This window comes from Thiothrix caldifontis, assembly GCF_900107695.1.
Lineage (GTDB): Bacteria > Pseudomonadota > Gammaproteobacteria > Thiotrichales > Thiotrichaceae > Thiothrix > Thiothrix caldifontis.
This window is the reverse complement of record NZ_FNQP01000017.1, coordinates 57,091-80,533: the sequence shown is the minus strand read 5'-3', so window position 1 is coordinate 80,533 and position 23,443 is coordinate 57,091. Positions and strand designations below refer to the sequence as shown.

Annotated in this window: 25 protein-coding genes, 1 pseudogene and 1 riboswitch; of the genes and pseudogenes, 20 read left to right on the top strand and 6 right to left on the bottom strand. The window is 52.6% G+C overall.

The features are described from left to right. Window positions 1-26 precede the first annotated feature (26 nt). Window positions 27-200 carry a hypothetical protein gene (locus BLV87_RS19425; protein ID WP_175517799.1) on the bottom strand — a complete coding sequence of 58 codons (174 nt, stop codon included), beginning with the start codon at window positions 198-200 and terminating at the stop codon, window positions 27-29. A 137-nt stretch (window positions 201-337) separates the two neighbouring features. Between BLV87_RS19425 and BLV87_RS13730 the strand changes: the two are divergent. The 8 genes and pseudogenes from BLV87_RS13730 to BLV87_RS13700 form a co-directional block, all read left to right on the top strand. After that, window positions 338-745: pseudogene (locus tag BLV87_RS13730) on the top strand (HupE/UreJ family protein); the annotation flags it as partial. Between the two features lie 12 nt (window positions 746-757). Beyond that, entirely contained in the window at window positions 758-1,282 is a 525-nt protein-coding gene (locus tag BLV87_RS13725; protein WP_093069582.1) for a HupE/UreJ family protein, read from the top strand. A 68-nt stretch (window positions 1,283-1,350) separates the two neighbouring features. Beyond that, window positions 1,351-1,488: a hypothetical protein gene (locus tag BLV87_RS19420; protein ID WP_175517945.1), complete on the top strand. Its 138-nt coding sequence runs from the start codon at window positions 1,351-1,353 to the stop codon at window positions 1,486-1,488. Further along, the gene (locus tag BLV87_RS13720) at window positions 1,488-1,829 is read left to right on the top strand and encodes a DUF1007 family protein (RefSeq protein WP_093069581.1); all 342 of its coding nucleotides are present in this window, start codon (window positions 1,488-1,490) and stop codon (window positions 1,827-1,829) included. The genes BLV87_RS19420 and BLV87_RS13720 overlap by 1 nt, the downstream gene beginning before the upstream one ends. Before the next feature lie 84 nt (window positions 1,830-1,913). Beyond that, window positions 1,914-3,653: a protease modulator HflK family protein gene (locus BLV87_RS13715; RefSeq protein ID WP_093069579.1), complete on the top strand. Its 1,740-nt coding sequence runs from the start codon at window positions 1,914-1,916 to the stop codon at window positions 3,651-3,653. After that, window positions 3,650-4,573: a protease modulator HflC gene (hflC, locus tag BLV87_RS13710; protein ID WP_093069577.1), complete on the top strand. Its 924-nt coding sequence runs from the start codon at window positions 3,650-3,652 to the stop codon at window positions 4,571-4,573. The genes BLV87_RS13715 and hflC overlap by 4 nt, the downstream gene beginning before the upstream one ends. After that, window positions 4,570-5,466, top strand: coding sequence for an FtsH protease activity modulator HflK (gene hflK, locus BLV87_RS13705; RefSeq protein ID WP_093069576.1), 897 nt, complete (start codon window positions 4,570-4,572; stop codon window positions 5,464-5,466). The genes hflC and hflK overlap by 4 nt, the downstream gene beginning before the upstream one ends. 143 nt (window positions 5,467-5,609) lie before the next feature. After that, window positions 5,610-6,251 (top strand): peroxiredoxin, encoded by a 642-nt coding sequence (locus tag BLV87_RS13700; RefSeq protein WP_093069574.1) that lies wholly within the window; start codon window positions 5,610-5,612, stop codon window positions 6,249-6,251. Between the two features lie 65 nt (window positions 6,252-6,316). Here the strand turns inward: BLV87_RS13700 and BLV87_RS13695 are convergent, their stop codons facing one another. Both BLV87_RS13695 and BLV87_RS13690 read right to left on the bottom strand, forming a co-directional pair. Continuing rightward, window positions 6,317-6,883 (bottom strand): TMEM165/GDT1 family protein, encoded by a 567-nt coding sequence (locus BLV87_RS13695; RefSeq protein ID WP_093069573.1) that lies wholly within the window; start codon window positions 6,881-6,883, stop codon window positions 6,317-6,319. Between the two features lie 2 nt (window positions 6,884-6,885). Beyond that, window positions 6,886-7,056: riboswitch (yybP-ykoY riboswitch) on the bottom strand. Window positions 7,057-7,228: 172 nt separating this feature from the next. Continuing rightward, on the bottom strand, window positions 7,229-7,543 hold the full coding sequence (locus BLV87_RS13690; RefSeq protein ID WP_093069571.1) for a hypothetical protein: 315 nt from the start codon (window positions 7,541-7,543) through the stop codon (window positions 7,229-7,231). Window positions 7,544-7,815: 272 nt separating this feature from the next. Between BLV87_RS13690 and BLV87_RS13685 the strand changes: the two genes are divergently transcribed. The 10 genes from BLV87_RS13685 to BLV87_RS13640 all read left to right on the top strand — a co-directional run bounded on the left by BLV87_RS13685 (window position 7,816) and on the right by BLV87_RS13640 (window position 17,879). After that, window positions 7,816-8,028: a bacterioferritin-associated ferredoxin gene (locus BLV87_RS13685; RefSeq protein ID WP_093069570.1), complete on the top strand. Its 213-nt coding sequence runs from the start codon at window positions 7,816-7,818 to the stop codon at window positions 8,026-8,028. 17 nt (window positions 8,029-8,045) lie between these two features. Further along, a complete protein-coding gene (gene hemP, locus BLV87_RS13680) occupies window positions 8,046-8,240 on the top strand; it encodes a hemin uptake protein HemP (RefSeq protein WP_093069568.1) in 195 nt (64 codons plus the stop codon). Window positions 8,241-8,315: 75 nt separating this feature from the next. Next, on the top strand, window positions 8,316-9,554 hold the full coding sequence (locus BLV87_RS13675; protein ID WP_093069566.1) for an imelysin family protein: 1,239 nt from the start codon (window positions 8,316-8,318) through the stop codon (window positions 9,552-9,554). After that, a complete protein-coding gene (locus tag BLV87_RS13670; RefSeq protein WP_093069564.1) occupies window positions 9,555-10,847 on the top strand; it encodes a di-heme oxidoreductase family protein in 1,293 nt (430 codons plus the stop codon). 11 nt (window positions 10,848-10,858) lie between these two features. Further along, window positions 10,859-12,034: an imelysin family protein gene (locus BLV87_RS13665; RefSeq protein ID WP_175517944.1), complete on the top strand. Its 1,176-nt coding sequence runs from the start codon at window positions 10,859-10,861 to the stop codon at window positions 12,032-12,034. A 3-nt stretch (window positions 12,035-12,037) separates the two neighbouring features. Beyond that, entirely contained in the window at window positions 12,038-13,150 is a 1,113-nt protein-coding gene (locus tag BLV87_RS13660; RefSeq protein WP_093069561.1) for a DUF1513 domain-containing protein, read from the top strand. A gap of 49 nt (window positions 13,151-13,199) precedes the next feature. Next, window positions 13,200-14,093 carry an LbtU family siderophore porin gene (locus tag BLV87_RS13655; RefSeq protein ID WP_093069560.1) on the top strand — a complete coding sequence of 298 codons (894 nt, stop codon included), beginning with the start codon at window positions 13,200-13,202 and terminating at the stop codon, window positions 14,091-14,093. A gap of 95 nt (window positions 14,094-14,188) precedes the next feature. Further along, a complete protein-coding gene (locus tag BLV87_RS13650; RefSeq protein WP_093069558.1) occupies window positions 14,189-15,202 on the top strand; it encodes a Fe(3+) ABC transporter substrate-binding protein in 1,014 nt (337 codons plus the stop codon). A gap of 32 nt (window positions 15,203-15,234) precedes the next feature. Continuing rightward, complete coding sequence (locus BLV87_RS13645; protein WP_093069556.1) at window positions 15,235-16,830, top strand: ABC transporter permease; 1,596 nt, start codon at window positions 15,235-15,237, stop codon at window positions 16,828-16,830. Beyond that, entirely contained in the window at window positions 16,830-17,879 is a 1,050-nt protein-coding gene (locus tag BLV87_RS13640; protein ID WP_093069555.1) for an ABC transporter ATP-binding protein, read from the top strand. The genes BLV87_RS13645 and BLV87_RS13640 overlap by 1 nt, the downstream gene beginning before the upstream one ends. Before the next feature lie 12 nt (window positions 17,880-17,891). Here the strand turns inward: BLV87_RS13640 and BLV87_RS13635 are convergent, their stop codons facing one another. Beyond that, window positions 17,892-18,329 (bottom strand): hypothetical protein, encoded by a 438-nt coding sequence (locus tag BLV87_RS13635; protein ID WP_139282185.1) that lies wholly within the window; start codon window positions 18,327-18,329, stop codon window positions 17,892-17,894. A gap of 291 nt (window positions 18,330-18,620) precedes the next feature. Between BLV87_RS13635 and BLV87_RS13630 the strand changes: the two genes are divergently transcribed. Together BLV87_RS13630 and BLV87_RS13625 are read left to right on the top strand one after the other, a co-directional pair. Then, window positions 18,621-20,675 (top strand): DNA topoisomerase III, encoded by a 2,055-nt coding sequence (locus BLV87_RS13630; protein ID WP_093069552.1) that lies wholly within the window; start codon window positions 18,621-18,623, stop codon window positions 20,673-20,675. Then, entirely contained in the window at window positions 20,659-22,110 is a 1,452-nt protein-coding gene (locus BLV87_RS13625; protein ID WP_093069550.1) for an NAD-dependent succinate-semialdehyde dehydrogenase, read from the top strand. The genes BLV87_RS13630 and BLV87_RS13625 overlap by 17 nt, the downstream gene beginning before the upstream one ends. Here BLV87_RS13625 and truB read toward each other — a convergent pair. After that, window positions 22,107-23,018, bottom strand: a complete 912-nt coding sequence (gene truB / locus BLV87_RS13620; protein WP_093069549.1) for a tRNA pseudouridine(55) synthase TruB — start codon at window positions 23,016-23,018, stop codon at window positions 22,107-22,109. The genes BLV87_RS13625 and truB overlap by 4 nt on opposite strands. After that, window positions 23,015-23,440: a 30S ribosome-binding factor RbfA gene (gene rbfA / locus BLV87_RS13615; RefSeq protein WP_093069547.1), complete on the bottom strand. Its 426-nt coding sequence runs from the start codon at window positions 23,438-23,440 to the stop codon at window positions 23,015-23,017. The genes truB and rbfA overlap by 4 nt, the downstream gene beginning before the upstream one ends. Between the last annotated feature and the right edge of the window lie 3 nt (window positions 23,441-23,443).

Genomic DNA, 23,443 nt, shown 5'->3' with positions numbered 1-23,443 from the left:
GAGCTGTTGGAAGGCGGCTGTCCGACTTAATCCATCCAATGTGCTGGCAGGATTGCCCATCCAGCCAAACACCAAGCTGCGGATGAAGTTCGAGCCGCTGAGTTTGCGCTGGCGTTGAATGAAGCCGCTTTTTTTGCTAACGCGTCCGCTTTTTCATACAAGATGGCTTGCAATGCGGTGGCTACTTTTGTCAGTATCAATGCGCGGTCTCCTTGTCGAAGTCGATCTATTCGGTGTGCAAAACTAATAGCCTACCAGAGAGGGAGACCGCTTTCGCGGGTTAAAGGAGACCGCTTTCGCGGGTTAAAGTTGATGCGTATAGGGTGCATTTTTAGGGCGCCCCGCCATTTGGATGCTGCCAGTGGTATTTCCGGTCGTCATGGCATTCGGCGGGGTATTGGGTATCGCGGGCATTCCAATTCCTTCCGTTGAAACCGGCATTGCGCTGTCGGCCTTGGTGCTGGGGTTAATGGTGGTATTGGCTGTGCGCCCGCCGTTATGGGTGGCGGCGGTGTTGGTGGGTGCATTTGCGATTTTCCACGGTCATGCACACGGCACGGAATTACCCGATGCTGCCAGCCCGTTGGCGTATAGCCTTGGGTTTGTCATCGCTACGGGTTTATTGCACTTGTCTGGCATTGCGTTTGGTGAGTTGACTCGCTGGCCTTGGGGAAGCAACGCCGTGCGGGCGGGCGGTGCAATCATCAGCTTGGCTGGGGTGGGGTTTTTGGCAGGAATGCTGTAGGTCGCCGCCGGAATGTATAGCTTTTTCTTACAGGGGCTGACCCAGCCCTTGCACGTTTCGGCACATATCCTTGCCTTGATCGGCTTGGGTTTGTTGTTGGGGCAACAAGGTATTCGCCCACTACGCTACGGGGTGATGGCGTTTTTTATTGGCATGAGCAGCGGGATTGCGCTGACACGCTTTGCACTGCCTGCTGGGTCTTGGGAAACGGCACTGCTCGCTGGGGCGGGGTTGTCGGGCATGTTATTGGCCATACGCCTGCCGCTGTTACTCAGTGTTTGTGTCGCGTTTGCCGCTGTGATGGGGGGATTGCTGGGGTTGGATTCAGCCCCTAGCCTGATTCCGGGGCTAAAAGCATTCAAAATCTATGCCATGATGGCGGGTACAGTCACCAGTGCCACCTTCATTGTCTTACTGAGTGCCGCGATTGCGGTCGGTTTGCGCACCCGTTGGGAAGGTATCGTGCTGCGGGTACTCGGCTCGTGGGTCGTGGCTAGTACCTTGATGGTGTTGGCGTTGCTGTTTGCCAAGCACTAATATTGTTCACTTCGATCGCATTATGAGGTCATCATGTTAACCGTGAATTTTTCCAGCCGCGTGCACTGTTGTTACTCGTGATTGCACTGCCGCTACACGCTAACGACTTCCACTATGGCATTGAGGCCAGCCATCAATTGCAGGAAAACGCGGCGGGGCAACTTACGGGTTTGCAGATGCATTGGGTTTACGAGTTGGTGATCTAATGCTGTCTGACTTAAAAACACACACCTATTTCACCACGATTACATTGAACAGCACGGCCTTGCCCCTTGCCACTGTCAGCGAATACCACTTAGATTTATTGCCCGACCAACGCTTGCAACTGGATTTTGTCTTGCCCATCGCTGCCCCGCAAACGCTGACCGGCAAGCGTTTGGCTGTTGCATTAGCCGACCCCACGGGCAGTGCCATTCCGATATATAAAGATCAAAACAGCATCACTTTAGGGGCGTACTTCCAACAACATTGTCAAACGACTATCGAGCAGAAGCCAACATTTGAACATGGCGAAGCGGCTCAGATTGTGCAGTTGCAATGTCGGTAGGTAACGCCAAACCATCCTTGTCATCAAGTTGTCATTTCTATTCGCTAAATTGAGTAGCATTATCATTCAGCGAAATCCCTCACCTTGTTTAACGATCGCCGTATCCGTACCTCACTGCTTGCCATTCTTGCCGACGCGCTGTTGGTAGTGATCAAAATGGCGACTGCTTGGGCAACCGGCAGCGCCGCCTTGCTTGCCGATGCCTACCATTCCATCACTGACTTGGCGGTTTCCCTAATCCTACTGGTGGGGCTGGTCACGCGCCACCAACAAGAAAAAACCGGCAACCCCGCCGCGATTGCCAAGGCTTACCGCTTTGAAGCCATTCTCGCCATTTTGATCGCCCTGCTAATCTTGTACGTGCCCATAGAAATCGTGCGCGAAGTGCAAGGGCGTTCCCCGGAAGAACTGAAAAATCTCTGGATCGGTATTGCCGGAGTGTTGTTAACCATCGCTATCGCTTGGTTTATGGCAAGGCTGAAAACGTGGGTTGGGCGCAATACCAACTCCCCCGCACTCGAAGCCGACGGCTACCACAGCCAGATGGATGTATTTTCCTCCATCGCCGTGCTGGTCTCGCTGATCGGCATGATGATCGGTATTTATCTGGATGAAATCGTCGCTGTGATCATTGCGGTGATGGTCGGCGTTGCCGGGGTGGAATTGCTGGTTGCCGGATTCCGCAGCCTGATGCAAGGCGCAGAACTCGAACAGCTTTCCCTGCTGGAAACGGCTACCCGCTCACTGGCTGTCAACCGGGTGTATCACTGGCTCAAAGCACCCTTCGTCGGCTTATGGCACACCTACCAACGCACCAGCAAAGTATTGCTGCTGGTATTGGCGCTCTGCCTCTACGCCAGCAGCGGCCTGAGCGTTGTGCCGCACGGTCAGGTCGGCATTAAGCAAGTCCTTAATCGCTCGCAAGCTACCGCGTTACCGCCCGGATTGTACTACACCTTGCCTTGGCCGTTTGGCGATATGCAATTGCTGACAGCGGGTTATATTCACACGCTGAACGTAGGGCAATTGCCGCAAGCAGCTACGCCAGCTTCCAGCACCCCCGACAACCCACCTGCCCCGCAACGCTTGTGGCAGCAAGCCTTCATCAGTGACCCGGAAGAGCGTTACGACACCTTACTCATGACAACCAGCGATGAAAACCTCGTCAATATCCAGCTAAGCCTGCATTACCAAACCCCGCCGACCCTGCCCTTGCACGTCAACAGCGCGGAAATCGACCCGTTACTGGCGCACTTCGCCGAATCTGCCTTGTGGCAACAGGTATCACACCTGACATTCAGCGCCTTACTGGATACCCCGCGTGATGCCTTGGCGACGCGCATCGCCACGCAAATCCAGACTGATTTACAGGCGCTGGGTTTGCCCCCCATCACGGTCACGGCGCACATTCAGTCAATTCAGCCACCGCCGCGTGTCGTACAAGTCTACCGTGACACCTTTGATGCCCGCCAAGAACAGCAACGCCTCGAACTTGAAGCCAGCGGCGAACGTGCCACCGAACTCAGCAAAGCCAATGCCGACAAACTCCAGCGTGTCACCACCGCCGACAGCAACCGAATCGAGCAGCAACAACGCGCCCAAGGTGATGCCCAATACTTCCAAGAACTCTCCGGCGCATTCCGCCAATACCCCGATGTCATCCGCTTCAACCAATACATCGACACCGTAACGGCGAACTTGGCAGGTAAGCCACTGACCATTACCGACCCCCGCATCCACAGCAACGACCTGCGCATCTGGAAAGGCGCAACCCCACCAGAACCCAAGGCCGCCACCAGCACCCAAAGGAAAATCCAGCCATGAAAAAAACCTTATGGACGCTTGCCGCCCTGATTGTGGCAGGCTACCTACTGTCCACCTGCCTCGTGCCGGTCAAGGAAAGTGAAACCGCCGTCATCATGCAATTCGGCAAACCCGTGCGCACCATCCGCGAAGCCGGGCTGGCGTTCAAACTCCCCGCCCCCATCCAGACCCGCACGATGCTGGACAAGCGCCTGCAATTACTGGGGCTGGAACCGGCGGAATTCGTCACCCGCGACCGCCGTAATCTGGTCGTCAGTAGCTTCGCCGTGTGGCGGATTGCCGAACCGGAAACCTTCCTCAAAAGTGTGCGTGACTTAGAAACCGCCCGCTTGCGCCTGCAAGAACTGCTCAATGCCGGGATTGGTGCTGCCATCGGCAATATTCCGCTGGGTGATATTTTCAGCGTCGATGGGCAACAACAGGGTTTACCACCCTTATTTGCCGCCATCACCGGCAATAGTACCACCACCGCGCTGAAAGAATTCGGCATCGAAATCATCGCCGTGCGCCCCAATCGTTTCGGTTTTCCCAAGCAAAACCTGCAATCCATCTACCAGCGCATGATGTCGGAACAGGAACGTACTGCCAAACAACACCGCGCCGAAGGGCAGGAAGCTGCTGCCAAAATCCGCGCCGAAACCGAACGCGAAGCCCGCGAATTACTCGCCCAAGCTTACCGCGAAAGCCAAACCGTCAAAGGCAAGGGCGAAGCCGAAGCAGCACGCATTTACGCCGAAGCATTTCAGGCCGATGCAGCCTACTACCAGTTCAGTCGCTCACTGGATGCTTACCAAAAAATCATCGGCGAAAACACCAGCTTCATTTTGTCATCCGACACCCCGCTGTTCAGCTACTTGCTGTCACCGCCATCAGGGAAAGCACTTACGCCTACCACGCTGGTGCCGGAGACGCTTCCATGAGTTTGCGGGAAGATTTGCAACAAGTATCCCAGCACAGCCAGCGTTTATGGCTGCTGTTACTGGGGGTTATTCCCTTGATTTACCTGCTCAGTGGTTTTTACTCGGTGGGTGCAGAACAGCGCGGCATTCTCAGCCGTTTCGGTAAAATCGTAGATGACAAGATTGCACCCGGAATGCACTACCGCCTGCCTTGGCCGATTGAATCGGTGGAAAAATTGCAGGTAACGGCGGTGCGCTCGATGGAGCTGGATTTCGCCATCGCCCCCCATGACAAACACCTGCAACTCGAACTGACCACAGGCGACGAAAACCTGATCAATGTGGCACTGATTCTGCAATACAATATTCAGGAAGCTGGTATTTTCCAGCATCAAGCCGCAGCCCCCGAACAACTGTTGCGCCAATTGGCACACGCGGAAAGCATCCAATACGTCGCCAGCCAGAAAATCGGCGACCTGCTCACTACCGGGCGCAACCAGTTCCAATCCAGCCTGCAACAAGCCATTCAGCAACAAACCCGCACCCTGAATCTGGGGATCAATATCACCTCGGTGCAAATCCGCCGTCTGGAGCCGCCGCAATCCATTAAGCAAGTGTTTGATGATGTAGCAGTTGCCCGTGCCGAAAAGCAGGAAAAGATTCAGGTAGAACAAGGCGAACGCAGTTCCACCCTCGCCAAAGCCCGCAGTGATGCCAACCGCCAGCAGCAACAGACGCAAGCCTATGTGAGTGAATTACTGGCGCGTGCCAATGGCGACCGTGACCGTCTGATGAGTACGTGGGAAGAATACCGTCAAGCGCCTGACCTCATTGGGCAGCGCATGTATCTGGAAATGCTGGAGCAGGTGATGCCGAAAGCTAAGATGACATTGGCAGAGCCGTCATTTCCCTGAAAAATCGAACGAATCATCCCAAACAATCCATTTCACAAACATATCAGTATTTAATAATATACCGATCATGGAAAGCAAAACGATCGACTAGCAAGATCAAGCTTTCTTAATCACCTCAACTGATCACCGTAAAGGATACTGAAATGGAAAACATGACAAACGCTATGCCGCGCATTAACGAGCCAGCTCCGGCATTTGAAGCCCGCACCACCCACGGTGTAAAAAAGCTGGAAGACTACAAAGGCAAATGGTTGGTACTGTTCTCACACCCGGCTGATTTCACCCCGGTTTGTACCACCGAATTCATGGCATTTGCCAAACGCCAGAGCGAATTCGCCGCGTTGAATTGCGACCTGTTAGGCTTATCCATCGACAGCTACTACAGCCACGTCGCGTGGGTACGCAATATCAAGGAAAAATTCGGTGTGGAAATCGGCTTCCCGATCATCGAAGACCTGAGCATGAAAGTGGCGAATGCCTACGGCATGATCCACCCCGGTGCTGCGGATACTTCCGCCGTGCGTGCCACCTTCATCATCGACCCGAATGGCATTATGCGGGCAATGGTGTACTACCCGATGACCAACGGGCGTTCGATTGATGAATTCCTGCGTTTAGTCGCGGCATTGCAAACCTCGGATGCCAACAAAGTAGCAACACCAGAAGGCTGGCAGCCGGGCGATAAAGTCATCGTGCCACCACCGCAAGATGCCGCAAGCGCAGAAGCCCGCATGAACGAAGGTTACGAATGCACCGACTGGTATTTCTGCAAAAAATCGCTGTAATCTAACCCAAACCCGTCAAAAAGCAGGGAGTCACATGACTCCTTGCTTGTTTCAGTATTGTGCCTTTACCCGATACCCAACAACGTCGCAATACCCAAGGTAGCAAAAATCGCCGCTGCAATCCCATGCACCAGCTTCAACGGCAAATGACTGCCCATTTTATCGCCCAGCAACACTGCCGGAGCATTCGCAAGCATCATCCCTAAGGTTGTGCCAGCGACCACCCAGAACAAAGAAGCGTATTGTGCCGCTAACGCCACGGTCGCAACCTGCGTTTTGTCCCCCATTTCCGCGAGGAAAAACGCCACCACCGTTGCGCCGAAAATCCCGTAGTGCGTCGCATCCACCTTCACCTCATCGTCATCCAGCTTGTCGGGAATCATGATCCACACCGCCATTGCCAGAAACGACAAGCCCAAAATCCAGCGCAATGCCTCTGCTCCCAGCACCGTCGTGACCCATGCACCGACTGCACCCGCCAACGCATGATTCAGCAAAGTGGCAACCAAAATACCAAGGATAATGGGAATCGGGCGACGGAATTTTGCCGCAAGAACGAGCGAGAGCAGTTGGGTTTTATCGCCAATTTCAGCGAGGGCGACAATGCCCGTTGAGACAAGAAAGGCTTCCATAAGAACTCCACAGCCGGGCGTTTTCCAATGACCACACACCCTCCCGGCGGTACCGAAGGCATATGGTCAAAGGTCTTGCCAAACCGGCGTTGTCTGCACCATGACCGTGCGGTCAATTATGTTGATACAGACCCTTTTCAGTGAAAGGAGGCTACTCCCCAATGACGAGGCGGATTGTAATTGCCGGGTAGACAAACTTCAACAAAAAGAAAGGGGCCTACGCCCCCATATTAATGTTCAAAATTCCAAGAGAGGAACCAGGATTCCTGTCAGGTCAGAGTTATTTTTATGAAGGCTAACCCGACAAGTTGTACACACGTTAACTCAGGTATGGTCACGCTGCTGTTACATGGCAGCTTGCTTTACCCTGAAAGGAATAATGTCCGCACTCGCAGGAGGCGGCTGAAAAAAATGGCGGTAAATACTGTCCAGTTGCTGCCGCACGTCATGGGAACACCGCGCCAGCAACAAACATTTGACTAATTCTTGTTGCACCTTCTGACAAGGGTTACACAATTCACTCAGGCAGAAATCGCCCTGCTCAAGGCATTCCTGCAACTCATCCTTGTCAAACCTGACGACTTGTTCGCCAGTATGCCGATTATGCAGGCTGACAAACGGGTCAACCCGATCAAGCCATGCGTTTACGTAGAACGTCATCACACACCTCATTATTTCTTTGTGAAAAAGAAATAACCTGGCTGGTGCGGAGTTACAACGTCATACACTGGCTTGGCTACTTTTGTTGCCGTTTTGAGGAGAGGGCAAAACCTGTAAGATACAAATAATGATAATGATTCTTGTTTTTGAGTCAAGTAATTTTTGAGAATTTTTCTCATTTCAAAAAATAACTGAGAACCACTTGTATTTGTAGATGCGCATCGTTATCATCCGCATATCATTAAGAATGATTACTGTTTAGGGGATGATGTATGTACGTTTGTATTTGCCACTCTGTGACCGACAAAGCGATCAAGAAAGCCGTGAAACAAGGCCACGACACCTTAGAAGCGATTCAGCAGGAACTAAAAGTCGGTACATGCTGTGGGCGTTGCAGAGGTCACGCGTGTGAAGTCATCGAAGAAACCCTAAGCCCCGAAACCTCTCTGTTTAACCTCAACCTAATGCAAGGTGCATTCGCATGATGACTGGAGCTTTGAGAATGACCGATGTCGAACCACACCGCGTCAATCTGGAAGAATTGATGCGCGGTTGCAAAAAGATCATTCTTCAGCACGGCAAGCGGCCTTACTGTCTGACCATTACCCGCCGGGGCAACCTGATTCTCACCTCGGCAGATGATGACGCAGACAAACAACCGGTCACCAACCGCCCCCCTGAAGAATCAACTAAGTAACCTTTTCATTCAATACTTTACACTCCAGCCAGTTGCCTAATCGCTTAGCCAGACGTGTTTTTTCGGAGACAATACATGAAATCCATTCGCCAGATCGTATCAGCCGCCCTACTCGGCGGGATGCTTTGCGCCGCCCCCCTCATGGTCAGTGCTGAAACTGTCACAGCCAAGGCTGTCATGGAAAATTACGTCAACCTTGCCAGCGCCAATTTCAGCGACACCCTCGCCGCTGTCACGGTATTACAAGAAAAAGTCGATGCGTTCATTGCTACCCCTAACGCCGACACCCAACAAGCTGCCAAAGACGCATGGCTTGCCGCCCGCAAACCTTACAGCCAAACCGAAGCCTTCCGTTTCGGCAACCCCAATGTGGACGAGTGGGAAGGTCAAGTTAACGCATGGCCGCTCGATGAAGGTTTGATTGATTACGTCAAAACCGATACTTACGACCACGAGGAAGGTAATAAATTTGCCACCGCCAATATCATTGCAGGCACAGACAAAATCGACGCGGAACTACTGAAAGCCTCACAAGAAAAAGGCGGTTCTGAAGCCAATGTTGCCACTGGTTACCACGCCATTGAATTCCTGCTGTGGGGACAAGATTTTAACGAAGATCCCACAGATACCGGTAAACGCCCCCACACCGATTACGCCAAAGGTGACGCTTGCACCAATGGTAACTGCGAACGCCGCGCTGAATACCTGAAGGCCGCCACCGATTTACTGCTTGCCGATATGCAACAAATGGCGGACGACTGGACAGATGGCAAAGCAGGCAACTACCGCTCCGCCTTCCTCGAACTGGATGAAAAAGAAGCCCTGCGCCGCATGTTATTCGGCATGGGCAGCCTAAGTCTTGGCGAACTTGCAGGTGAACGTATGAACGTGGCACTGCTGGCACATTCACAGGAAGACGAACATTCCTGCTTCAGCGACAACACCCACAACGACATTGCTGAGAATGCCCGCAGCATCCAGAACATTTTCAACGGCACCTACACCCGCACCGATGGCACAAAAGTAGCAGGTGCAAGCCTCGCCCAACTGGTTGCCGCCAAAGATGCCAAAGCCAGCGAAACCTTGGTCAGCAAGCTCGCCGACACCCAACAAAAAGCCGAAGCCATTGTGGAAGCGGCGAAAAACGGTGAAAATTTCGACCAGCAAATTACCCCCGATAACAAGGACGGTAACAAGCGCATCAAAGCCACGATTGCGGCGTTGCGCAGCCAAACGGGTGACATCGAAGCGGCTGCCAAAGCCGTCGGCGTGGACAGCCTTAACCCGGAGAGCAGCGACTCATTTGGTGGATAAATGCAATCGACCCTAGCCATTGCCTTGTGCAGCCTACTGGTGCTGCCGGGGCTAGCCAACAGCGATGACAATTTACAACAGCACGAGGATTTCGCCGTGGGTGGCGCGTTCTTCCAGCAACCGTGGGTCAGTGCGCCCGCGTCCACTACCGCTAGGGATGGCCTGGGGCCATTGTTCAAAGCGAATAGCTGCATTGCTTGCCATGTGCAGCACGGGCGCGGGCATCCGCCGCTAACGGCAACCGAACCGTTCCTCTCGACTATCGTCAAACTCAGTATCCCTGCCACCACAGCGGAACAACTGATGGTAGCCAAAACCCTAGGCGTCGCGCCCGAACCCATTTATGGCGATCACCTGCAACCGCTCGGCAACAAAGGCTTGCCGGGTGAAGCCACCCCACGTTTTAGCTACACCGAAGTCCACGGGCAATTTGCCGATGGTGAAACTTACACCCTGCAACAACCTAAGCTGCATCTCGATAGTTTGAACTACGGCGCAATGCACCCCGACGTACAGCACTCCGTGCGCGTTGCCCCGGCATTGTTCGGCATGGGCTTGCTGGAAAGCATCCCCGCCGCCGAAATTCTCGCCAATGCCGACCCCGACGATAAAAACGACGACGGTATTTCCGGCAAAGCCAACCAAGTGTGGGACATCCAGCAACAGCAAATCGTACTGGGACGGTTTAGCTGGAAAGCGAACCAACCCAGTATTGCCCAGCAAAGTGCGGATGCCTTCCGTAACGACATTGGCATTACCAATACCCGTTTTCCCGAACAGCCCTGCACGGCTGCACAAACCGATTGCCACCACCTGCCTGACGGCGGCAAACCCGAAATTCCTGATGACCTGCTGGATAAAGTGGTATTCCACGTTAACGCCCAACGTGTGCCACCTCGCCGTGAGGTAACTGACCCACAAGTGCTACAAGGTGAACGCTTATTCAAGCAAAGCGGGTGTGCGGCTTGCCATATCCCCACTTTCCCAGCCTTAGCCGCACAAGCACATCAGCCATACAGCGACCTCTTGCTGCATGATATGGGTGCAGGTTTAGCCGACCATCGCCCCGACTTTGCTGCCAGTGGGCAAGAATGGCGCACTCCACCGCTGTGGGGTATTGGTATCACCGCAAAGCTCAGTGGACATACCCGTTTCCTGCACGATGGACGCGCCCGCAACCTGCTGGAAGCCATCCTTTGGCACGGCGGCGAAGCTGAACCTGCCAAGCAAAACGTGCTTGCCCTCAACAAACCAGAGCGGGAAGCCTTGTTGCGCTTCCTGAACTCGCTGTAATGAGAATGACGATGTTTAAACAAATTGGCTGCTGCCTACTCCTGCTTCCTAGCCTGTTATTGGCAAACGAGGCCCCACCAGTCGAAACAGAAGTCAAAGAAGTGGCCACGACTGTTGCCCCCGCAACGCCAATTCCCAATGCAGACAAATTGCTGGCACAAGTTGTCGATGGCGCAATCATCCCGCTGTACCGCGAGTTGGATGTCACTGCCAACACCCTCACCCAACGCAGCAAAACCTTTTGTAGCGAACCCACTGCCGAACACTTCAAAGTTTTGCGCGAAGGTTGGGGAGAAACCCTACTAGCATGGCATCGTACTGATGCGCTCATGTTTGGCCCTGCCATCGAAGACCAAATTGACTTCAAGGTCAACTTCAATCCCCCCAAAAAAGCGGTGATCAACGGTTTATTAAACGCTACATCCCCGTTGACCGTGGAAGCAGTGGAAAAAGCAGGCGTAGGTGGGCAAGGCTTAGGCACATTCGAATTCCTGCTGTTCGACCGTGATAAAAGCGATGCTGACCAGCTTGCCGCCTTCCAAGGTGACACAGGCAAACGCCGCTGTGCTTACGTGCAAGCCGCCAGCGAGCTATTGCAAACCACGTTGCACACCATTGCCGAGGCTTGGATCAATGACAAAAACGGCTACGCCACTGCGTTCCGCACTGCTGATAAAGGCAATGCCACCTTCGCCAGCTCACGTCAAGCAGTGGATTTACTGGTGGGTAAGCTGTTTCAGTCCGCCGAGAAGTTCAGCAAAAACCGCATCGGCAATCCACTTGGCAAAGGCATTGACCTCAATACCGAAGGCAAGCAAGAAGTGCTGAATACCTCTAACGCCTACCAACTAGAAGCATGGCGCAGTGGCTATTCCGTGCAAGTCGTTCGCGCCAATGTCGCAGGAATGCAGCGTATTGTAAAAGACGGCGGTATTCTGCAATGGCTGCGTGACCATAACCGACGTGAAATCGAAAAGTTCGTCGCCGATGCAATGGAAATGCGGCTGGATAATTACCTCAAACTGCCGGTTCCCGCCAGCGACCCATTTGAATTGATCAGGACGGGCAACAGCAAAGCACTCGACGGTTACTACTACCTCGGTAACGACATCCAAATGGGCATCAAACGTCAGCTTGCCAAAGTCATGGGTGTACAACTCGGTTTTAACGATAATGATGGGGATTAAACCATGAATCGCCGCGCCTTTTTATTACTCACCACGGCTGGCACATTCGGTGCAGCCTTAGGCGTGAATAAACTGATGAAACTCACCAGTGCTGCCACCCCCTGCGCGACAATCCTGTATTCAGCCAGTGATAATCCGGCAGGCGGGCATTTCCTCACCCGACTGGATATTGCAAGCGGCACTACCGATTCACAAGCCGTGCCGTTTCGCGGTCATGGCATGTTACCACTGCACGATGGGCGGGTAATTCTGTTTGGCAGACGCCCCGGCTTTGAATGCGCAGTGGTCAATTGGTCTAACGGTATGCAGCGCATCCCTGCCACTGCCGGACACCATTTTGATGGTCACGGCTGCCTGTCTGCCCAAGGCGATGTGCTATTCACCACCGAAAACCATTTTGATGCAAAACGCGGCGTACTTGGCATCCGCGATAGCCAAACCTTCCAACATCTGGGCGAATACGACACCTTCGGGCTTGATCCGCACGAAGTCCAACTCATGCCTGACGGCAAAACACTGGTCGTCGCCAATGGCGGCATCGAAACCCACCCCGATTTCGGGCGGCGCAAACTCAACCTCGACACCATGCAACCCTCCTTGGTGTATATCGACGCTGCCAGCGGCAAAAAAATCGACGAATACCGTTTGCCCGACCGCTACCTCAGCATTCGCCACCTGATCGCCACCGCTGATGGCAATGTCGGTGTAGCGCTGCAATACGAAGGTGACTTATACCGCCAGCAACCTGCTTCGTTAGTGGCATGGCAAGAACGTGGCGGCGATTTGCAATTGCTCGACATTAGCACTGCGGATGTGGCACGTTTCAGCGGCTATATGGCGGATTTGGCGTATGACCCGCAGCAACACATCCTTGCGGTATCCTCACCTCGTGGTAATCACACCAGTTTCTGGAGTACCCGCGAACACCGTTTCCTGCACGCGCATCCCCTACCGGAACCAAGCGGCATTGCGTTTCTGGCGGATAAGCAACAATTTCTCGTCTCGGATGCCACCGGCGGCATACACACCTTTCCCTCAACCTTACAACCTGCATCAGCCAGTCTGCTGCACCACTATCCCGACACGTTGTGGGATAACCATGTGGTGCTGTCATGAAAACGGACAAGCCAATGCTCTTAAAAAGCGATAATTTTGGAGTTCTAGCATGAAAAAGACCTTACTCAGCCTGATGATTGCAGCCAGTGTTGCTGCCCCCGCTTACGCCGAAACCACCTTGAGTGGCGTGGTCGAAGTCGAAGCCGGATTCGTCAGCAATGATGACGGAGACACCAGTGACCTCACCGTACCCACCGTGGAACTAGGCATCGACAATAAACTGAATGACAAGATCGACGGACATCTACTATTCCTCTACGAACAAGGTGAAAACGACGATAATATCGCCGTGGATGAAGCCACTGTCACCTTCCACCCGCGTGAAGGCACTGACATTACCGCCGGGCGCATGTACGTACCTTTCGGCAAATTCGACAGCAATATGGTGTCCGATCCCTTAACGCTGGAGCTGGCAGAAACGCAAGAAGAAGCCGTGCAACTGGGAATGAGTGCCGGGGCAATGTCGGGTTCTGCCTACGTTTTCAAAGACGATGAAAACGGTAGCGACAAAATCGACTCCTACGGTGCAAATCTGGATTACAGCAACGATAACCTGAGTGCAGGCGTAAGTTACCTCTCTGACGTGAACGATAAGGCCGCAGCGGGTGTCGGTGTCCATGCTTCCGGTAAAGTGGGGGCATTCAATGTTATTGCCGAACACATTGCCGTTGAGGAAATCACGTTGGCAGACGATACCACCACCAAACCTTCTGCCAGCAACCTGGAAGTCGGTTTTGATCTCGGCAATGACCGCACCGTGGCGCTGGCCTATCAACAAACCAAGGATGCCGAAGCACTGGAACTGCCCGAAACGGCGACAGGTATCGCTTACCGGATGCCCGTTTATGAAAAAGCCAGTTTCGCGGCGGAATACATGAATAACGAAGGCTATGATGGTGCGAAAGAAGATGTCGTCACCTTACAAGTGGCTTACGAATTTTAACCCCCTAATGAAATAATGAGAATTGCTTGCATTATCAGTGGAAATATAGATAATGCGAACTCTTCTTATTCATGTTTGCAATAGAGGCAGACCCTATGTTCAAAAAAATTGCATTGTCATTATTGCTTGTCAGCATTGCCACCCCTGCATTCGCTGATGGTGAAGTCAACGTCTATTCCGCCCGTAAAGAACAACTGATCAAGCCATTGTTCGACAAATTTACTGAACAGACCGGCATTAAAGTTAACCTTGTGACGGGCAAAGATGATGCACTCTTGGAACGCCTTAAACTTGAAGGGGAAAATACCCCTGCCGATCTGCTGATGACGGCGGATGCAGGTCGTTTATACCGTGCCGTAGAAATGGAACTGACTCAACCAGTCGAATCCGAAATCTTGAAAAAAGAAATTCCTGAAAACCTACGTGACCCTTCGCATCAGTGGTTTGGCCTCACGTCCCGCGCCCGCCCGATCTTTTACGTGAAAGACAAAGTGAAGCCGGAAGAACTTTCCACTTACGAAGATTTGGCTGATCCGAAATGGAAAGGTCGCATTTGTGTACGCTCTTCCGACAATATCTACAACCAGTCAATGCTGGGTTCGATGATTGCAGTGAACGGCGCGGAAAAGGCACAGGCATGGGCGGACGGTTTGGTGAAAAACTTTGCGCGTCCACCCGAAGGCGGCGACCGTGACCAAATCAAAGCAGCAGCGGCTGGGCAATGCGACATTGCGCTTGCCAACACCTACTATTACGGGCAAATGCTGACGGGTGAAGAGGCGGAAGACAAAGCCGCTGCGGAAAAAGTCGCAATCTTCTGGCCTAATCAATCCGACCGTGGCACACACATCAATATCAGCGGCGCATCTGTCACCAAAACTGCCAAAAACAAGGATAACGCCATCAAACTGATGGAATTCTTGGTTAACGACGAATCGCAAAAATGGTACGCCGAAGCCAATCAGGAATACCCCGTGAAAGCCGGGATTGCCCCCAGTGACATGCTCAAAGGCTGGGGCGAATTCAAAGCGGATAGCCTGAACTTGTCCGAACTCGGCAAACACAATGCTGAAGCGGTCAAGATCATGGACAAAGCCGGTTGGAAATAAAGCCGTTACTCTGGCGTGCCGTGCTATTGAGCATGGCATTGCTTACTGCTTTGCCAATCCTCGCGGTGTTCGGCTACGTGTTCGTGCCCGCACCCGAAGTTTGGCAGCATTTGCGCGAAACGGTTCTCACCGATTATTTGCTGAATACGCTGTGGCTGGTGTTGGGTGTGGGGTTTGGTGTATTGCTGCTGGGACTTCCAGCGGCGTGGCTAAACAGCATGTGCGAATTTCCGGGACGACGCTTATTTGAATGGGCATTGCTGTTGCCGATGGCAATGCCTGCTTACATTATTGCCTACACCTACACGGGGATGCTGGATTTTTCGGGGCCGGTGCAAACCTTGTTGCGCGAGCTGACGGGCTGGGGGTATGGCGATTATTACTTCCCGAATGTACGCTCCCTTGGCGGCGCAATCACCATGCTCTCCTTGGTACTGTTCCCGTATGTGTATTTGTTGGCGCGGGCGGCGTTTCTGGAACAGTCGATTTGTGTGCTGGAAGTGAGCCGTACATTGGGGTCAAACCAGTGGCAAAGTTTCTTTCGGGTGGCGTTGCCATTGGCACGTCCGGCGATTATTACCGGCTTGTCGCTGGCCTTGATGGAAACATTGGCGGATTTTGGCACGGTGCAATATTTCGGCGTTTCGACTTTTACCACGGGGATTTTCCGTACTTGGTTTGGGCTGGGCGATCACGCGGCGGCTTCGCAATTGGCAGCGTTGCTGATGGGGTTTGTGTTTGTGCTGATCCTGTTGGAACGTTGGTCGCGGAGTCGGGCGCGGTATCACCATACCTCCAGCAAATATTCGCGCATTCCGAAATTCCGTTTGCGCGGCTGGACGGCGGTGGCGGCAGTGTTGGCGTGCGCCCTGCCCTTGTTGTTGGGGTTTGTGATTCCGGTGGGGCAATTGCTGCATTGGAGCATTAAAGTTGCCAGCAAAGGCTTGGACAGTGATTTCATCAATCTGGTGTGGCATAGCTTGATGCTGGCGAGTTTGGCGGCGGTATTTGCGCTGTTGCTGGCGTTGATTTTGGGCTATGGCAAGCGACTGAATAATGATCCGTTGGTCAATATTGCTTCGCGGATTGCGGCAATGGGCTATGCGATTCCGGGGACGGTGATTGCGATTGGGGTGCTGATTCCGTTTGCGTGGGCGGATACGCAACTCAACCACCTGAGCAAACAGTTTTTCGACAGCAATGTGGGCTTGTTGCTGAGTGGCACGTTGTTTACGCTGTTGTTTGCCTACAACGTGCGTTTTTTGGCGGTGTCGCTGCAAACGGTGGAAGCGGGTTTGGGCAAGATTAAACCAACGCTGGATAATGCGGGGCGTTCGTTGGGCTTGAGTCCGTTGGGCGTGTTGCAGCGGTTGCATTTGCCCTTGATGAAAGGCTCGTTACTCACCGCGATTTTGCTGGTGTTTGTGGATGTACTGAAAGAATTGCCTGCCACACTGATTTTACGCCCATTCAATTTCAATACGCTGGCAGTGCGGGCGTATGAATTGGCTTCGGATGAACGGCTGGCGGATGCGGGTTTGCCATCGCTGATGATTGTGGCGGCAGGGATTATTCCGGTGATTTTATTGAGCCGTTCGATTAGTCGGTCGCGGGCTGGGGAACATTGATGAGCAAGTTAGTCCTGCAAAACATTCACATCGAATACGGCAGCAATGCGGTGGTACACGATGTCAATCTGACGGTGGAAGACGGGCAAATCGGTTGTTTGCTGGGGCCAAGTGGCTGTGGCAAAACGACCTTGCTGCGGGCTATTGCCGGTTTCGAGCCTGTCACCCGTGGCACAATTACACTCAAAGATCAGGTGATCAGTGCGCCTGATGTACATTTGCCGCCGGAAAAACGCAATATCGGCATGGTGTTTCAGGATTACGCGCTGTTTCCACACCTGAGCATTACCGACAATATTACTTTCGGCATCCGTAAACAGTCGGGCAAGGATAAGGCGAAACGGGTCGCAGAATTGCTGGAATTGGTGAATTTACCCGGTTACGAAAAACGTTACCCGCATGAGCTTTCCGGTGGGCAGCAACAGCGGATTGCGTTGGCACGCGCCCTTGCGCCGCAACCACGTTTGCTATTGCTGGATGAGCCGTTTGGTAGCCAAGACGTGGAATTGCGCGAAATGTTGGCGCGGGAAGTGCGCGATATTCTCAAACGTGAAGGCATGACCGCAATTTTGGTCACGCACGACCAGCACGAAGCCTTTGCAATGGCGGATGAAATCGGCGTGTTGCAAAGCGGGCGTTTGCAGCAATGGGACACGGGTTACAATTTGTATCACCAGCCGGTGAATCAGTTTGTAGCGGGGTTTATTGGGCAAGGCGCTCTCATTGCTGGCACAGTCTTCAACCATGACACCGTATCGACCTTACTTGGCGCAGTACGGGGTGAAGTACCGCTTGAGTGCCAGCCAGAATGCCCTGTGGATGTCTTAATCCGCCCCGACGACCTGCGCTTAGTCGCGGATGCACCCCGTAAAGCCAAAGTCGTTTCACGGGTATTCAGAGGTGCAGAATATCTGTATGTACTGGGTTTGCAAGATAATAGCCAACTACTCGCGCTTGCCCCTAGTCACCAAGAATACGCCATTGGGGAAACCGTGTGTTTCGAGTTAGATATGCAACATCTGGTAATATTACGGCGCAACTCTATTTAACTGACCCGCACTTTACAATTTACTAAATGCTGCTGCAATATCATCTACCGTTAACGTTCGTGTCGTTTGCATTGGCGGTAATTGTGATACTTGGTATTCCTCAGGGATATGCAACGTCAGCGTCCAGGTATTCACATTAAACGAGGCTTTTTCTTTGGATAATTCCACCGCTTTCGGAAAAGTATATAATGGCGAATAAAAGCAAATTTTATAAAAGCCTGATTGAAGTTTAATTTTCCGCAGATTGAATGTTGTTTCTGAAGGCTCTGCAACTTGCTTAAAGGCAATCTGCCCAACTTCACTGGTATCAAACGCTAGCCAATCACCTGAAGCCCAACCCAATTTTCTAAATAAACCTGCGCCAAAAGACAAACACAAATTATCCCGACCGCCAACGTATTCCATATCTAAAATAATATCAAAACTTCCTGAAGAAGATTTCTTACTCATTCATCGCCTCAACTGACCTATTCAAACAGGGTTATTACCATCTATTGCTCTTTGATTTTAGCTGAATTCAGCATTTAATATTATGGTGCGTTTAACCTTAAAACACTCAAGCTTAAGAACACAGGAGCAGATTAAACCAGCGTAGCCGCTTCAGCAGGAAGCATTCCAAAGAGTAACAGGCCGAACTCAAAAATAAAAGAGCTAACAGCCACTTCCTTGCATCACAAGGTTTGCCGCTGACCCTAGAAATGCCTATGATGCTGTAAATGATTAACCTACCCTCTAATAACCATGCTGTATTTGTGTGAAAAACCCAGCCAAGCGCGGGATATTGCCCGTGTTTTAGGTGCAAATGGGCGCGGCGATGGCTACTTACAGGGCCAAGGAATTCTTGTGACCTGGTGTTTCGGGCATTTGCTGGAACACGCTGAGCCAGAAGCCTATGGCGAGCAATATAAACGCTGGCATTTTGCCTCCCTACCCATTTTGCCGCAGCAGTGGAAACTGGAAGTCAAAAAATCCGGTGCAAAGCAATTTAAAGTGATCAAAGCACTCCTCGCCAAAGCCCAACATGTCGTCATTGCCACCGACGCCGACCGTGAAGGTGAAATGATTGCCCGCGAAGTGCTCGACATATGCCGTTACTATGGACGAGTGTCACGCCTGTGGTTATCAGCGTTGGATGATGCCAGCATCCGTAAAGCGTTGGGGCAACTCAAACCGGGAGCGGAAACCGAAAAACTCTACCAAGCCGGTTTAGCACGCAGCCGGGCTGACTGGCTCGTGGGCATGAACTTGAGCCGTGCCTATACCCTTGCTGCCCAATGCAATGGGCAACTTGGTGCAAAAAGCGGGGCGTTAAGCGTAGGGCGCGTGCAAACCCCAACCCTGCGGCTGGTCGCTGATCGGGACGAACACATCAAACACTTTGAACCACTGGATTACTGGGATGTCAGTGCCGCTTGCTTGCCGCCTGAAGCCGAGCAAACTTTCAAGGCCAACTGGATTCCCCCCAAAAGCAAGCAAGGCATTGATGATGAAGGCCGCTGCATTGATAGTGCCTTAGCAGAACAGGTGGCTGCAAACTGCAAAGGACAGGCAGCTAACGTGCTACGTTGCGACACCGAGCGCAAACGGCAGAATGCCCCTCTACCCTACGAGCTTTCCGGTTTGCAGGTCGAAGCCTCTCGGCGCTGGGGCATGAGTGCTAAACAGGTACTTGATGTTGCCCAAGCCTTATACGAAACGCACAAACTTACCACCTACCCCCGCACGGATTGTGGCTACTTACCGTTTTCGCAACATGCCGATGCACCGAATGTCTTCCAAGCACTGCTCCAAACCGACCGCAACCTAACGGAATTAGTGGCACAAGCCAATCCCAAGCTCAGAAGCAAAGCGTGGAATGACAGCAAAGTCACTGCCCACCATGGGATTATTCCCACTGCGGCCAAGGGCAGTATTGAGCGTTTATCGGAAGCCGAGTTTTTTATTTACGACTTGATCCGTAAACGTTATCTGGCACAGTTTTTCCCCGCCTACGAATACGACCAAAGTGTGATCGAACTCGATTGCCAAGGCTGGTTATTTCGCGCATCCGGGCGGGTAGATCGTGTTGTGGGCTGGAAAATTGCTTACCAAGAACCCGGTGACGCCAGCGTACCGGATTCGCCTGAGAGCCAAGCGCTACCCACGCTAACCGTCGGTGACAGCGTACTTATTCAAGACACCGAATTGCTCAAACGTCAAACCAAACCGCCGCCACCTTATACGGAAGGCACACTCATCCAAGCCATGAAAGGCATTGCTAAGCTGGTCGAAAACCCCAGACTCAAAGCCATTCTCAAAGAAAATGCCGGAATCGGTACCGAAGCCACCCGTGCTGCCATTATTGAAACGCTCTTACAACGTAAACTCCTAGAGCGCGAAGGCAAAAAAAAATACCTGCGCGTCACCCCCAAAGGTATTGCCCTGATCAGCATGTTACCCAATGCAGTCAAAGACCCCGCACTCACCGCCGCATGGGAACAAGCACTTGAAGCCGTTGCTAATGGGGAAATGCTGTTAGAACAATTTATGGAAAAACAGCAAAACTGGCTATTAAAAGTCTTGGCACGCGCCAAGGCCAGTGTGGGTACGTTACCAGAAACACCGACGGTATTACCTGTACCTCCCGCCGCTGACACACCAGCAAATGTGGACGAAAAACAAACCTGTCCCGCTTGTGGCAAACCCATGGTCAAACGTGAAGGTAAATACGGCGTATTTTGGGGATGCAGCGGCTTCCCCCGATGCAAAACAATTGTGAACATTCGCAAAGGAACCCCGCATGTTAACGCTAAATAACCCAGCTTTGTTACGCACCGAATGCTACCTCAATGGTGAATGGGTAACCGCAGATACCGGCGACACCCTCAGCGTGACTAACCCAGCTACAGGCAAAATCATCGCCACCGTACCCGCTTGCAGCGCGGCGCAAACCCGTGCCGCTATTGATGGCGCAGCCCTTGCACAACCCGATTGGCGCAAACGCACCGCCGCCGCCCGCGCTAAAGTCCTTCATGCATGGCATCAACTCATACTGGCGCATCAAGAAGACCTTGCCCAACTCATGACTGCCGAACAAGGCAAACCACTGGCGGAAGCACGCGGCGAAATTGCTTATGCGGCAGCCTTCATTCAATGGTTTGCCGAAGAAGGTAAACGCACTTACGGTGATGTGATTCCCTCACCTTTTCCCAATAGCCGGATTGTGGTCATCAAAGAACCCGTCGGCGTGTGTGCCGCGATTACCCCATGGAATTTTCCCACTGCGATGATCACCCGCAAAGTTGCGCCCGCTCTCGCCGCAGGCTGTGCGATGGTGGTCAAACCTGCCGAACAAACCCCCTTATCAGCATTGGCATTGGCAGTGCTTGCCGAGCAAGCCGGTATCCCTGCGGGCATTTTCAACGTAATCACAGGCGACCCTCGTGTCATTGGCGGCGAACTGACGGCTAATGAAAAAGTGCGTAAACTGAGCTTCACCGGCTCCACTGCCGTCGGACGCTTACTGATGCAGCAATGCGCCCCAACCCTGAAAAAACTGTCCTTGGAACTGGGCGGCAATGCCCCATTTATCGTGTTTGATGATGCCGATCTTGATGCTGCCGTGGCGGGTGCTATGGCCTCGAAATACCGCAATTCCGGGCAAACCTGCGTGTGTGCTAACCGCTTTTTGGTGCAAGCCAGCGTCTATAACGCCTTTGCGGAAAAACTCGCACAAGCCGTGACAACCCTCAAAGTCGGGCATGGTACAGAGGTTGACGTTACTCAAGGCCCTTTGATTGACGAAGCCGCTTTGTGCAAAGTCGAAAGCCTGATTGCCGATGCTGTCGCAGGCGGGGCAAACATTCTTAACGGGGGGCGGCGACATGCCTTGGGTGGCACGTTTTATGTTCCCACCGTGCTGACTAACGTATTACCAACGATGCGGGTTGCTAAAGAAGAAATTTTTGGCCCTGTTGCCCCACTATTCAAGTTTGAGACAGAGGCAGAGGCTATCCAGATGGCTAATGATACCGAATTCGGCCTTGCTGCTTATGTGTATGCGCGTGATATTGGGCGGGTATGGCGCGTCTCCGAAGCCTTGGAATACGGCATGGTGGGCATTAACAGTGGCGTTATTTCCACCGAAGTCGCCCCCTTTGGGGGACAAAAAAGCTCAGGGCTAGGGCGTGAAGGTTCTAAATACGGTATTGACGAGTACATGGAAATCAAGTACCTGCACATGGGACTTTAAAGGCTCGAATAGGCCAGTAAACGCCGTGGAATCAGTACGCCATGAGTCGACTCACACAAGCCAATGAATTCACCAAAGTCGCTGTAAATGCGCATTAATTCAGCCGCCTCATGATCAGTCCGCACCTTTTGACCTTGCCGCAGACGGGTAATCACCGCATCGTCGACAGTAATCGCAGGCAAATGGGGTAAGGCGGTATCCAACGGCAACAGCACTGCATCCAAGGCTTCAACACTTTGCTCTGCTAATGTGCGCAGCTCTTCCAATCTGTACATGCGGAATGCGCCAAACGGGTCAACAGACTCACGCCGCAACATGGAAACATAGGCTCCGCACCCCAGTCGTTCACCAATGTCTTCGACCAGCGTGCGAATGTACGTGCCTTTGCTACACACAACATCCAACGTGAGGGTGTTTTCGGTGCGTTCCAATACGGTCAAGGAATGAATGGTGATGTCACGGGCAGCACGTTCCACTTCCAACCCCTGACGTGCCAGCTTATAAAGCGGCTGCCCATCTTTTTTCAGTGCGGAATACATCGGTGGAATTTGGCTAATCCCGCCACGAAATTGCACCAGCACGGCTTCTAATTCGGCATCACTGGTGTCAGGAATGGAGCGCGGATTAAGTTTTTCACCTTCAGCATCCCCTGTGGTACTCACATACCCCAGAGTTGCCGTGGTAACATAACGTTTATCAGAATCGAGTAAGAAAGCGGAAACCTTGGTGGCTTCACCAAAACAGACTGGCAACATACCCGAAGCCAGCGGATCCAAACTGCCCGTATGCCCTGCTTTTTCAGCCTGAAACAGAAAACGTGCATCCTGCAATGCTTTATTACTGGACACACCCAAGGCTTTGTCCAGCAACAGAATACCGTTAAGTTTACGAAAGCGATGGCGACTCAAGATTCAGCCGTGCCTGTGGTAGTACCGTCATCAGGGTCAGACTCGTCGTCATCATGCCGATCAGAAGCCACCGCTTTAGCGATCAACGCTGATAATGCATTCCCTCGTGACTGGGTATCGTCGTAAAAGAAATGCAACGCTGGGGTCATCCGCAATTTCAACAAATGCCCCAACTCACGGCGCAAAAAACCCGCCGCGTGATTGAGTGCTTCTTGCGCTTCCAAACCCTGCTCAGCTTGCAAGGCATCAAACCAGATTTTGGCATGTGCGAAATCTTTTGAGACCTCCACATCTAACAACGTCACCATACCCACACGTGGGTCTTTAACCCGATCACGAATCAGCAACGCCAAATCGCGGCGGATCTGTTCACCAACCCGGTCGGCACGGGCAAAGCCATGAGGGTGCGAATGGTGTGGCATAGC

Bases quoted from the DNA above. Each gene is read 5' to 3' on its own strand.
- BLV87_RS13725 (WP_093069582.1), top strand. From the start codon at position 758: ATGTATAGCTTTTTCTTACAGGGGCTGACCCAGCCCTTGCACGTTTCG.
- BLV87_RS13720 (WP_093069581.1), top strand. From the start codon at position 1,488: ATGCTGTCTGACTTAAAAACACACACCTATTTCACCACGATTACATTG.
- hflC (WP_093069577.1), top strand. From the start codon at position 3,650: ATGAAAAAAACCTTATGGACGCTTGCCGCCCTGATTGTGGCAGGCTAC.
- hflK (WP_093069576.1), top strand. From the start codon at position 4,570: ATGAGTTTGCGGGAAGATTTGCAACAAGTATCCCAGCACAGCCAGCGT.
- BLV87_RS13700 (WP_093069574.1), top strand. From the start codon at position 5,610: ATGGAAAACATGACAAACGCTATGCCGCGCATTAACGAGCCAGCTCCG.
- BLV87_RS13695 (WP_093069573.1), bottom strand. From the start codon at position 6,883: ATGGAAGCCTTTCTTGTCTCAACGGGCATTGTCGCCCTCGCTGAAATT.
- BLV87_RS13690 (WP_093069571.1), bottom strand. From the start codon at position 7,543: ATGACGTTCTACGTAAACGCATGGCTTGATCGGGTTGACCCGTTTGTC.
- BLV87_RS13685 (WP_093069570.1), top strand. From the start codon at position 7,816: ATGTACGTTTGTATTTGCCACTCTGTGACCGACAAAGCGATCAAGAAA.
- hemP (WP_093069568.1), top strand. From the start codon at position 8,046: ATGACCGATGTCGAACCACACCGCGTCAATCTGGAAGAATTGATGCGC.
- BLV87_RS13675 (WP_093069566.1), top strand. From the start codon at position 8,316: ATGAAATCCATTCGCCAGATCGTATCAGCCGCCCTACTCGGCGGGATG.
- BLV87_RS13670 (WP_093069564.1), top strand. From the start codon at position 9,555: ATGCAATCGACCCTAGCCATTGCCTTGTGCAGCCTACTGGTGCTGCCG.
- BLV87_RS13665 (WP_175517944.1), top strand. From the start codon at position 10,859: ATGTTTAAACAAATTGGCTGCTGCCTACTCCTGCTTCCTAGCCTGTTA.
- BLV87_RS13660 (WP_093069561.1), top strand. From the start codon at position 12,038: ATGAATCGCCGCGCCTTTTTATTACTCACCACGGCTGGCACATTCGGT.
- BLV87_RS13655 (WP_093069560.1), top strand. From the start codon at position 13,200: ATGAAAAAGACCTTACTCAGCCTGATGATTGCAGCCAGTGTTGCTGCC.
- BLV87_RS13650 (WP_093069558.1), top strand. From the start codon at position 14,189: ATGTTCAAAAAAATTGCATTGTCATTATTGCTTGTCAGCATTGCCACC.
- BLV87_RS13645 (WP_093069556.1), top strand. From the start codon at position 15,235: ATGGCATTGCTTACTGCTTTGCCAATCCTCGCGGTGTTCGGCTACGTG.
- BLV87_RS13640 (WP_093069555.1), top strand. From the start codon at position 16,830: ATGAGCAAGTTAGTCCTGCAAAACATTCACATCGAATACGGCAGCAAT.
- BLV87_RS13635 (WP_139282185.1), bottom strand. From the start codon at position 18,329: ATGAGTAAGAAATCTTCTTCAGGAAGTTTTGATATTATTTTAGATATG.
- BLV87_RS13630 (WP_093069552.1), top strand. From the start codon at position 18,621: ATGCTGTATTTGTGTGAAAAACCCAGCCAAGCGCGGGATATTGCCCGT.
- BLV87_RS13625 (WP_093069550.1), top strand. From the start codon at position 20,659: ATGTTAACGCTAAATAACCCAGCTTTGTTACGCACCGAATGCTACCTC.
- rbfA (WP_093069547.1), bottom strand. From the start codon at position 23,440: ATGCCACACCATTCGCACCCTCATGGCTTTGCCCGTGCCGACCGGGTT.